This is a genomic window from Sphingosinicella sp., from assembly GCF_052388015.1.
In the GTDB taxonomy this organism is placed as follows: domain Bacteria; phylum Pseudomonadota; class Alphaproteobacteria; order Sphingomonadales; family Sphingomonadaceae; genus Allosphingosinicella.
In genome coordinates this window covers 17,850-27,653 of sequence record NZ_JBQTIN010000031.1, presented here as the reverse complement: position 1 = coordinate 27,653, position 9,804 = coordinate 17,850, and the positions used below count along the sequence as shown (strand labels likewise).

The 9,804-nt window shown below is 68.8% G+C and carries 15 protein-coding genes and 1 pseudogene; 9 read left to right on the top strand and 7 right to left on the bottom strand.

The genetic code is table 11. The features are described from left to right. The 5 genes and pseudogenes from ACT4N3_RS02475 to ACT4N3_RS02455 all read left to right on the top strand — a co-directional run. Positions 1-249 (top strand): annotated as a pseudogene (locus tag ACT4N3_RS02475) (hypothetical protein); the annotation flags it as partial. Positions 250-446: 197 nt separating this feature from the next. Continuing rightward, positions 447-722 (top strand): hypothetical protein, encoded by a 276-nt coding sequence (locus ACT4N3_RS02470; RefSeq protein ID WP_444853622.1) that lies wholly within the window; start codon positions 447-449, stop codon positions 720-722. Between the two features lie 47 nt (positions 723-769). Continuing rightward, entirely contained in the window at positions 770-976 is a 207-nt protein-coding gene (locus ACT4N3_RS02465; RefSeq protein ID WP_444853621.1) for an antitoxin Xre/MbcA/ParS toxin-binding domain-containing protein, read from the top strand. Then, positions 973-1,125: a hypothetical protein gene (locus ACT4N3_RS02460; protein WP_444853620.1), complete on the top strand. Its 153-nt coding sequence runs from the start codon at positions 973-975 to the stop codon at positions 1,123-1,125. Before ACT4N3_RS02465 ends, ACT4N3_RS02460 begins: the two co-directional genes overlap by 4 nt. Before the next feature lie 149 nt (positions 1,126-1,274). Continuing rightward, entirely contained in the window at positions 1,275-1,448 is a 174-nt protein-coding gene (locus ACT4N3_RS02455; RefSeq protein WP_444853619.1) for a Flp family type IVb pilin, read from the top strand. On the opposite strand, the gene ACT4N3_RS02450 is transcribed toward ACT4N3_RS02455, so the two are convergent. The 5 genes from ACT4N3_RS02450 to ACT4N3_RS02430 are packed head-to-tail and all read right to left on the bottom strand — an operon-like array spanning position 1,445 to position 3,721. After that, entirely contained in the window at positions 1,445-1,870 is a 426-nt protein-coding gene (locus ACT4N3_RS02450) for a hypothetical protein (protein WP_444853618.1), read from the bottom strand. The genes ACT4N3_RS02455 and ACT4N3_RS02450 overlap by 4 nt on opposite strands. Next, positions 1,857-2,297: a hypothetical protein gene (locus tag ACT4N3_RS02445; protein WP_444853617.1), complete on the bottom strand. Its 441-nt coding sequence runs from the start codon at positions 2,295-2,297 to the stop codon at positions 1,857-1,859. Before ACT4N3_RS02445 ends, ACT4N3_RS02450 begins: the two co-directional genes overlap by 14 nt. Beyond that, the gene (locus ACT4N3_RS02440) at positions 2,294-2,971 is read right to left on the bottom strand and encodes a DUF2306 domain-containing protein (RefSeq protein ID WP_444853616.1); all 678 of its coding nucleotides are present in this window, start codon (positions 2,969-2,971) and stop codon (positions 2,294-2,296) included. The genes ACT4N3_RS02445 and ACT4N3_RS02440 overlap by 4 nt, the downstream gene beginning before the upstream one ends. After that, the gene (locus tag ACT4N3_RS02435) at positions 2,968-3,195 is read right to left on the bottom strand and encodes a helix-turn-helix domain-containing protein (protein ID WP_444853615.1); all 228 of its coding nucleotides are present in this window, start codon (positions 3,193-3,195) and stop codon (positions 2,968-2,970) included. Before ACT4N3_RS02435 ends, ACT4N3_RS02440 begins: the two co-directional genes overlap by 4 nt. 1 nt (position 3,196) lies before the next feature. Further along, the gene (locus tag ACT4N3_RS02430) at positions 3,197-3,721 is read right to left on the bottom strand and encodes a DUF2975 domain-containing protein (protein WP_444853614.1); all 525 of its coding nucleotides are present in this window, start codon (positions 3,719-3,721) and stop codon (positions 3,197-3,199) included. A 115-nt stretch (positions 3,722-3,836) separates the two neighbouring features. Between ACT4N3_RS02430 and ACT4N3_RS02425 the strand changes: the two genes are divergently transcribed. The 3 genes from ACT4N3_RS02425 to cysK all read left to right on the top strand — a co-directional run bounded on the left by ACT4N3_RS02425 (position 3,837) and on the right by cysK (position 7,388). Then, entirely contained in the window at positions 3,837-5,003 is a 1,167-nt protein-coding gene (locus ACT4N3_RS02425; protein WP_444853613.1) for an aspartyl/asparaginyl beta-hydroxylase domain-containing protein, read from the top strand. A gap of 130 nt (positions 5,004-5,133) precedes the next feature. After that, positions 5,134-6,471 (top strand): MFS transporter, encoded by a 1,338-nt coding sequence (locus ACT4N3_RS02420; RefSeq protein ID WP_444853612.1) that lies wholly within the window; start codon positions 5,134-5,136, stop codon positions 6,469-6,471. Next, positions 6,468-7,388, top strand: coding sequence for a cysteine synthase A (gene cysK / locus ACT4N3_RS02415; RefSeq protein WP_444853611.1), 921 nt, complete (start codon positions 6,468-6,470; stop codon positions 7,386-7,388). The genes ACT4N3_RS02420 and cysK overlap by 4 nt, the downstream gene beginning before the upstream one ends. Before the next feature lie 8 nt (positions 7,389-7,396). Here cysK and ACT4N3_RS02410 read toward each other — a convergent pair whose 3' ends face one another. Further along, complete coding sequence (locus ACT4N3_RS02410; RefSeq protein ID WP_444853610.1) at positions 7,397-7,756, bottom strand: FtsB family cell division protein; 360 nt, start codon at positions 7,754-7,756, stop codon at positions 7,397-7,399. An 87-nt stretch (positions 7,757-7,843) separates the two neighbouring features. Then, positions 7,844-9,127, bottom strand: coding sequence for a phosphopyruvate hydratase (gene eno, locus ACT4N3_RS02405; RefSeq protein ID WP_444853609.1), 1,284 nt, complete (start codon positions 9,125-9,127; stop codon positions 7,844-7,846). 147 nt (positions 9,128-9,274) lie between these two features. Between eno and ACT4N3_RS02400 the strand changes: the two genes are divergently transcribed. Continuing rightward, positions 9,275-9,802: a hypothetical protein gene (locus ACT4N3_RS02400; RefSeq protein ID WP_444853608.1), complete on the top strand. Its 528-nt coding sequence runs from the start codon at positions 9,275-9,277 to the stop codon at positions 9,800-9,802. The last annotated feature ends 2 nt before the right edge of the window (positions 9,803-9,804 follow it).

Sequence of the window (9,804 nt, the reverse complement as noted above, 5' to 3'; positions counted from 1 at the left end):
CGCGCCGGCCCGGAAAGCGGCTTCGCCCGCGCCTGGCGCGAGGCGCAGGCGATGGGCCGCGCAACCGCCCACAGCGCCGCTATCGAGCGAGCGCTCCACGGCGTCGAGCAGCCCTATTTCTATCGCGGCGTCCAGCGCGGCACGCGCCGCGTCTACAATGATGGCCTGCTCATCGCCGCCCTGCGCGCAGCCGAACGGGCGCGGGGTGTGGACCTGGACCGGTGGGGCGGGAAAGGCCGCCGAAGGTGACGCTTTTCTCCGCCACGTTCCGACACTTTCGTCACCTTCGGCGCGGTGTCGGCGACGGAAATAAGCCGCGCGTCGGCCACTCCGCTGGCTTGTTAACCTCCAACCTGCTAAGCGCTTCCCATCACCTGCGTTTTCCGCAAGCGCCTTGTGACTGAGAGACACGTCCGTGCTCCCGCTTGCCGAACAGGCGATTTCACATGGAAAAGACCTACTGGCTCGGCCGCAAACGGGCGGCCATGGCGATGGCGCGCGCCGCCACATGCAGCGAGGCGCGCCTCGTCTATTACGACCAGGCCGGGCGCCACAGCGTCAGGGCCGCCTTCGCGCCTTTCCTGCTGCCGCAACAGGGCCCGGCGACCGAAGGCGAGCGCGAGGCGCTTCGCATGCCCCGTCCCTCGCCGTCTCGCCCGCCGGCGATCATCCGCCGGCCGCCGCCGACACCTCGCGGTCACAAGCCGGACGAAAGCCGGTGAGCATGAACTTCCGGAAATCCGTTCGCAGGACGCCCGTTTCGCGGGAGGTGGCCGCGCGGCAGGCCCGCCTGCTCAAGGCGACGCAGGCCGCCTTGGTCACCGCCGACGCGACGCGGGACTTCCTCAACAACGACCATGCCGGGCTCGGCGGCCGGCCGCTGGATATCGCGCTCCAGAGCGAGGCGGGCTTGCTGGCGGTCGAGCGGGTCATTCGCGGCGAGGCCGGCGCGCCCGCAGCGGGAGACAGCGGATGATCCTCCACAATCTGTTCGGCCGGCACATCCCCGATCACCAGCGCAATCGCTGGGAAGGCGGATATTTCGTCACGCAATGCACGCTTTGCGGTCAGGCCATGATCAAGCTGCCCGGCCTTCCCTGGCGGCTGCGCCCCTCCTCCGCCTGATCGCCCGCTCCCGGGGCGATTACCGGCGCCTCGGCAGACAGATGCAGGGCCGGGACAAGCGGGCCAAACATGCATCAAGACGTGCTTAACGGACCGCTAAGCAGTGCTGGTAAAGGCCGCAGCCTCCAACGACACGGACGGGGGTTTTCATGCGTTTTCTTCGCCGGATCGGCAACGACAAGCGCGGCGCGACAGCCATCGAATATAGCCTGATCGCCGCGCTGATCGCGGTCGCCGCGATCACCGCGATGCAGGGTCTCGGCACGTCGCTCAACAAGACCTTCACCAACGTCTCGACCGCGATGAAGGGCTCCAATCCCTAGCGCCAGCGCTCCGCTGGCGCCTGGAGGTAATGGCGGAAGACATAGCTCCAGGGGATGACCAGCCCGAACAGGATCGGGGCGCCGCCGATCAGGTAGATGTCCAGCCCCCATTGCGGTGCGCGCACGCCCGACAGGCCTTGCGGAATGCCGTAGGCGAACAGCCAGATTGTCTTCCAGAATCCCTCGAACAGCAGGACGGGCAGCATCTTGAGCGGGTAACGAAGGCCGAGCGCGCACATCGCGAACAGGCCGATCTGGATGCCGTTGATCATCCCCCGCTCGTCCGGCGCGTGCACGAAGGCCTTGGCCAGCGGCCCGCCCCCGAACGGCGCCATCGCCAGGGCCGGGAACACGAAGATCCCGTAGGTCGCGCGCAGCACCCACAGCCGCCACAGCGGCACCTTATGGTCAGGCTGCTGCATGGCCCGCCTCCCCTTCGCCGCGCCGCAGCCGCCACGGATCGCCCGGCCGCGCGACATAGTTCGCCCAGACGTAACGCCATGGGATCACGAGGATCAGGACGGCGCCCAGCGACGTGTCGAAGATCGTGCTCCGCATCCCCTCGTCGAGCGTGCCGTTCAGCCATCGCGGCAATGCGAAGGCGGCCAGCCAGATCGCCTTCCACGCCAGCTCGAACAGCAGCAGCGGGATCATCTGCAGCGGGTAGCGAAGCCCGAGCAGCGCGAGCAGCCCGATCGTCCCGAGCAGCGCCCAGGCGACCCCGGTCATCCGCGGCACGGTATCGCCGTGGCTGACGATCAGCGGCCAGATGGTGAGCCCGAGGCCGGCCGCCATCACCAGGTACATCGCCCGCATCACCCACAGCCGGATCGGCGAAACGGTCATCATGCTTGCTCCGGGACGGGGACGCGCAGCTTCAGCCGGGCGATCGCTTTGGCGAAGCGCAGGCGCACCAGCCAGAAGGCCATCACCGCGAACGGCGCGAAGGCGAGGACGAACAGGACCGGCGAGCCGCGCACCGCCGCCGGCAGGACGTCCTGCTGGCCCAGGAAGAAGGAGCCGGTGGCGATGAAGAAGGCGAAGCACATCCGCCACAAATGGCGCGCGATCCGCTGTGCGGGCGTGAGCCTTCGGCGCAGGATCGCGTTGAGATCGAGAAGCCCGGCGAGCAGGCACAGACCAGCGGCAGCGAAAAGCGGGCCGCGGCCCGCGGGCGTGTCCGACGTGCCGGTGAAGGCGTCCCAGGCGATGAGTGCGGCGAGGCCGAGCGCTGCCGCGCAGGCGATGATCTCGAATTTGCCGGTCGTCCCGTCGCGGCGGCGCGCGGCGACCCAGGAGGTCGCAATGAAATACAGCACGAACAGACCGGCGATCGGCGATCCCGGCGGGTCGCGGAACGGCTCCAGCATCGCGGCCGTGACGCCGAGCACGACCATCGAGCCGAAGAAGACGGTCCCGGCCCGCGCGTGCAGCCGTCCGCCCTTGCGCGCTCCGACCGCGACCGTGCCCGAAGGCAGCGCCAGCAGCCCCGCCGCGATATGGATCGCCATCACGATGCTCATGCCGCCTCCGCTTCCGCCACGTCGGGCAGATATTCCAGGACGTCGCCCGGCTGGCAGGCAAGCGCCGCGCAAATCGCCTCGAGTGTCGAGAAGCGGATCGCGCGCGCCTTACCGGTCTTCAGGATCGACAAATTTGCCAGCGTGATTCCGATCCGCTCGGCGAGCTCGGTCAGCGTCATCCGGCGCGCGTGCAGCAAATCGTCAAGCTTGACGGCGATCGCCATGTCACACCGTCCCTTTGAGATCGTCGCGCATGAGCGCGCCCTCGGCGAAGATGCGGGCCAGGACGAAGGTCAGCAGCACCGCCAGCCAGCCGTTGATCGAGAAGCCGGCGTCGAGTGCCACCGGATTCTCCGGTGTCGAGATCGCCATGCCGACGGCGCCGATCGTCATGCTGAGCAGCTGCAGCGCGAGCAGCGCCCAGGCGATGGCCTGCAGCCGCACCGCGTTGGCCGCGACGAACGGGTCGCCACGGCGCACCGTCATGACGATCGCGACCAGCCGCCTCAGCACCAGATCGTTGAGCAGGACGCCGACCAAGCCGAGCGCGGCGATCGCGCGCAGCCCCACCAGCATCGCGGGAATCCCCGACGCCGCCGTGATGCCGAGCGCGGTCAACGTCCACTGCTCGGCGACGATCGTCGCGGTCAGCAGCACGAAGATCGCCACGCCACCCAGCCAGTTCACCAAAATCAGGAGGCGTAGCACCACATAAGCGATCGGCAGCGCGGCGGAATAGGGTCGGGTCATGGGACCTGCTCTCCATTAGTTTATCGATAAACGATAATATACTTATCGATATTCGGCAAGCCCCTTTGCGCACGCTTTGCCTACCGCTCCGCCCCGCCCCGTTATAGAAGGCCGCATGGCCGCCACCCCGCCCTCACTTCAGTCCCTCGCACAGACCGGCATCGATGCGCTGCGCGGGGGCGATGCCGGCGGAGCGCTGACGATCTTTCAGGAGATCGAGGCGCAGGGCGGCGAGCCGCCCTGGCTGGCGGTGGCGCGGGCCTGCAACCTGCTCGCCGACGACGCCGGCGAGGAGCGCGCCCTTCAACGCATCCTGGACCGGGACAAGCGCGACCTGCCCGCCTTGCTCGCGATGGGCGAGCTGCACGCGCGGCGGCAGGACGATCGCGCCGCCGGCGCCTTCTTCCGCACCGCGCTCAACCAGGCCGCAACGACCCAGCCGCCGACCCAGCTACATCCGCTTCTGGAACGCGCCCGCGCTTTCCTGGCCGAGGCGACGCAACGCTATGAGACCCATTTGGAGGAGAAGCTCGACGCCGCCGGCCTGACCGGGGATAAGACGAGCCCGCGCGTCGCGGCGGCGCTGGACCTGCTCCTCGGCCGCAAGCAACTCTACCTCCAGCAGCCCAACGTCTTCTATTTCCCCGGCTTGCCGCAGCGCCAGTATTACGAGCGCGACGAATTTCCTTGGCTGGTCGCGATCGAGGCGGCGACGCCGGTGATGCAAGCCGAACTCGCAGCGGTGATCGCGGCCGAGGGCGATTTCGCGCCCTACGTGTCCGGCACGCCCGGCCGCCCCGCTCCCAACAACCGGCTGCTCGGCGATCCAAGCTGGGGCGCTTATTATCTCTGGCAGTCGGGCGCGCCGGTCCCCGGCCAGGCCGACCGCTGCCCGGCGACGATGAGGGCGCTGGAGGCCGCGCCAATGCCCGTGATCGCCGGGCGTTCGCCGATGGCTTTGCTCTCCCTGCTCAAGCCCGGTACCCATATTGCGCCGCATCACGGCATGCTGAACACGCGGCTGATCTGCCACGTCCCGCTGTTCGCACCGGAAGGCTGCGCGCTGCGCGTCGGCAGCGAGACGCGCGAATGGCGGCTTGGCGAAACCCTGATCTTCGACGACAGCTTCGAGCACGAGGCCTGGAACCGGAGCGGCGAGACGCGGGTCGTCCTCCTGTTCGAGATCTGGCGGCCGGAAATCGGTGCCGCGGAGCGCCAGGAGCTGATCGCCTTGTTCGAAGCGGTCGGCGCTTTCGGCGGCGAGGAGGGCCAGCCGGCCTGACGCGAAATACTTCTCTCGCAGCGACGAGCGGGAGCAGGAAATCGCGCCGCGCCGCTCCGGGCGCGAACTCTGCCGCTTTGCACGCGCCCGGCGTTGAAGGCGCGGCCCATCCCGCCTAAGCGCCTGCGCGATGGCCGAGGCATCCCCTTTCCAGTTCCGCGACTATCGCGCTTTCTGGTTCGCGCGGCTGGCGAGCACGATCGCCAACACGATGCTGGTCGTCGTCATCGGCCTGCACGTCTACGACATCGCCCGCGAGACGATGACCATCCGCGAGGCGAGCTTCTGGCTCGGCATGGTAGGCCTCGCCCAGTTCCTGCCCTTGTTCCTGCTCGTCCTCGTCGCCGGCTACGTCGCCGACCGGGTCGACCGGCGGCTGATCGTCCGCCTCTGCCTCGCGGCCGAGATGCTCTGCGCGGCCGGGCTCGCCGCTTTGCTGTGGTTCGATGCGATGAGCCTGGCGCCGCTTTTCGCCGTCGCCATCGTCCTTGGCGTCTGCCGCGCCTTCGCCGGGCCGGCCCTGGGCTCGATCGCCCCCAACCTCGTCCCGCCCGCCTTGCTGCCGAGCGCGATCGCCCTGAACTCGATCGCCTGGCAGGCCGGCGCGGTCGCCGGCCCGCTGCTCGGCGGCGGCGCTTATGCCGTGTCGCGCAGCCTGCCCTACGAGACGTCCGCCGCGCTCTACGCGCTGGCGCTCGGCGCTTTGTTCCTGATCCGACCGATCCCGAAGGTCAATGCCGGCGAGTCGCGGCCCCTGCGCGCCGTGATCGAAGGCCTCGCTTATGTCCGCGACAACAAGATCGTGCTGGGCGCGATCAGCCTCGATCTGTTCGCCGTCCTGCTCGGCGGCGCGACTGCGATGCTGCCCGTCTATGCGCGCGACATCCTTCATGTCGGCCCGGAAGGCCTCGGCGCGCTGCGCGCCGCACCCGCCGTGGGCGCCGCGCTCACCGCCCTCATCCTCGCCCGCCGGCCGATCAGGCGGCATGTCGGCGCCAAGATGTTCGGCTGCGTGGCCTTGTTCGGGATCGCGACGATGGTGTTCGGCGAGAGCCGCTGGATATGGCTCTCGCTTGTTAGCCTGTTCGTGCTTGGCGCGTCGGACATGATCAGCGTCTACGTCCGCTCCTCGTTGATCCAGCTCCACACGCCGGACGCGATGCGCGGCCGCGTCTCCGCCGTCTCCGGCCTCTTCATCTCGGCCTCGAACGAGCTCGGCGAGTTCCGCGCCGGCCTCGCCGGCGCCGCCTTCGGGCCGGTCGCCGCGGTGGTCGGCGGCGGCGCGCTCGCCGTGCTCGTCACCGGCTTTTGCGCCTGGGCCTTCCCCTCGCTCAGGAAGGCCGACCGCTTCGTCGTCCCCGACGAGGCTTTGCTCGCCGAGGCGTCCGGCAAGGACCAGCCGCTCAACGAACCGCCCGCTTTGTGCGCGGGCCTCGAACCCCAGGCCGCGAAAGGAGCAGCCCCATGAAAGCCGCCAACATCCTCGAGACGATCGGCAACACGCCCCACGTCCGCCTCAGCCGCCTGTTCGGCGATGCCGAGATCTGGATCAAGCAGGAGCGGGCCAATCCCGGCGCCTCGATCAAGGACCGCATCGCGCTCAGCATGATCGAGGACGCGGAGGCGTCCGGCAAGCTTCAGCCCGGCGGCACGATCATCGAGCCGACCTCGGGAAACACCGGCATCGGCCTCGCGATGGTCGCGGCGGTGAAGGGCTACAAGCTGGTCCTCGTCATGCCGGAAAGCATGAGTCTCGAGCGCCGCCGGCTGATGCTAGCCTTTGGCGCGAGCTTCGATTTGACCCCCAAGGAAAAGGGTATGAAGGGCGCGATCGCCCGCGCCGAGGAGCTGATCGCCGCCACCCCCGGCAGCTGGATGCCACAGCAGTTCGAGAACCCGGCGAACCTGGAGGTCCACCGCCGCACCACCGCGCAGGAGATTCTGCGCGACTTCGCCGATTCGCCGCCCGACATCCTCGTCACCGGCGTCGGCACCGGCGGCCATATCACCGCCTGTGCCGAAGTGCTGAAGGCCGCTTGGCCCGGCCTCAAGGTGTTCGCGGTCGAGCCGACCCTCTCGCCGGTCCTCTCCGGCGGCGATCCCGGCCCGCACCCGATCCAGGGCATCGGCGCCGGCTTCATCCCCGCGATCATGAACACGAGCGTTCTCGACGGCATCGTCCAGGTCGAACCCGCCGACGCCAAGGAGATGGCCCGCCGCGCCGCCCGCGAGGAAGGCATGCTGGTCGGCATCAGCTCCGGTGCGACGCTCGACGCGATCCGCCAGAAGCTCGCCGAGCTGGGCGAGGACAAGCGCGTGCTCGGCTTCAACTACGACACCGGCGAGCGTTACCTCTCGGTGCCGGACTTCCTGCCGGAGGCGTGAGGAGGCGGCTAGCGTCGCTCCGGACGCGCCGCCGCGGGCTGGGCCTCGGTCGCGCCCGGGGCGCGGTCCATGTCGATGATGATCTCGTCGGGCCGCACCAGGCCGAGCTCACGGCGAATCAGCTCGTCGGCGAGATCGGGATCGGCACGGCGCGGATCGAGCAATTGGGCGCGATGCTGCAGCCGCACCCGCTCCGCCTCGAGTCGGGCGAGCTCGACGCTCCGCTCCTGCTTGGCGCGGCGATAATCGCCCCAGGCGAGCGCGCCGTTCGTGCCCACCAAAGCATAGCCAAGGAAGTTGGCGACGATCAGCAGTCCGACGGCCGGCAACGCCACGCGCTTGATCAGGGCGAACGGGGAACGACGCATCGTCATCGGACGGTCACAGAATCAGGGATTCCTCACGGAATCAAGCCCTTTGATCCTAAATGCACAGAAAAGCGGCGAACCGATCGATCAGCGAGTCGGGCCGAACACGTCCCGCCCGGCATAGCGCGCCGTGTCGCCCAGCTCCTCCTCGATTCTCAACAGCTGGTTGTATTTCGCCAGCCGGTCGGAGCGGGCGAGGCTGCCGGTCTTGATCTGCCCCGTCCGGCAGGCGACGGCGAGGTCGGCGATCGTCGCATCCTCGGTCTCGCCGGAACGGTGCGACATCACCGAAGTGTAGCCGGCCCTGTGCGCGATCCCGACCGTTTCCAGGGTCTCGGAAAGCGTGCCGATCTGGTTGACCTTGATCAGGATGGAGTTGGCGAGGCCATTGTCGATCCCCATGCGCAGTCGCTCGGGATTGGTGACGAACAGGTCGTCACCGACAAGCTGGACTTCGCCGCCGACCCGCTCGGTCAGCGCCTTCCAGCCGTCGAGATCGTCCTCGGCCATGCCGTCCTCGATCGAGCGGATCGGATAGGCGCGCGCCAGCTCGGCGAGATAACCGGCCATCTCGTCGGGCGAGAGCGTCCGCCCCTCGCCTTCCATACGGTAGGCGCTGTCCTTGAAGAACTCGGTGGCGGCGCAATCGAGCGCCAGCACGACGTCGTCGCCGGGCGTGTAGCCCGCCTGCTCGACCGAGCGCATGATGAAGTCGAGCGCGTCGCGGGCCGAGGCAAGATTGGGCGCGAAGCCACCCTCGTCGCCGACCGCGGTCGCCAGCCCCGCATCGTGCAGCCCCTTCTTCAGCGTGTGGAAAATCTCCGCCCCGCAGCGCAGCGCCTCCGAAAAGCTCGCCGCCCCGACCGGCATCACCATGAATTCCTGGAAGTCGATCGGGTTGTCCGCGTGCGCGCCGCCGTTCAGGATGTTCATCATCGGCACCGGCAGCAGGTCGGCCGAAACGCCGCCGACATAGCGGTAGAGGGGCAAGCCCCGCGAATCCGCCGCCGCCTTGGCGACCGCGAGGCTGGCGCCGAGGATCGCATTGGCGCCGAGCCGCGACTTGTTCGCCGTCCCGTCCAGCGCGATCATCGCCGCGTCGATCCCCGCCTGGTCCTCGGCGTCCATGCCGAGCAAGGCGTCGGCGATCTCGCCGTTCACCGCCGCGACCGCCTGCGTGACGCCCTTGCCGAGCCAGCGGCTCTTGTCCCCGTCCCTCTTCTCGACCGCCTCGTGCGCGCCGGTCGATGCGCCCGAGGGCACCGCCGCCCGGCCGAAGCCGCCATCCTCCAGGCTCGCCTCGACCTCGACCGTCGGGTTGCCGCGGCTGTCGAGAATCTGCCGGGCGTGAAGATGGACGATCGCGGTCATGTCGTTACGGCCTCTTATCGAACGGGGGCGCCCGGCCTATATGCGGGTTGAAGGCCGATTATCGACAGGCCGTTGGCGGCGCAAGGAACGCGAAGCCCGCCATAGGGGTTGTCGAGGCAAGCGAATGTCCAACCCGGAGTAAGTGAAATGCCCCCTCGCGAACCCGAACTTCCCGAAGGCACCGACCAGATCGTCGCCGGCGCAAGCGCCGAAGGCAATGAAGGCTCGGGCGGCTTCGTCGCCCGCGCCAGCAATGGCGGCGCGCGCGAGACGACCGACCGCCTCGTCACCCAGGCCCGCGACCAGATCGCCACCCTGCGCGACCAGGCGGGCGAGAAGATCCGCGCTTATGCCGATGACGGCAAGGGCAAGGCGAGCGGCCTGCTCGAGGAGCTCGGCGGGGTGCTGACCGACGCCGCCCGCTCCGTCGATACCCGCTTAGGCGAGCAATATGGCGAATATGCCCATCGCGCCGCCGGCGCCGTCTCCAATCTCGCCGGCCGGGTGCGCGAGAAGAATGTCGACGATTTCGTCGACGACGCGAAGGAGTTCGTCCGCAAGAGCCCGGTCGTCGCGATCGGCATCGCGGCGGTCGCCGGCTTCGCGCTCGTCCGCCTGCTGCGCACCGGTCTGGACGACGTTTCCCGCGTCGGCCGCCCCCGCGACGAGGACTAGCG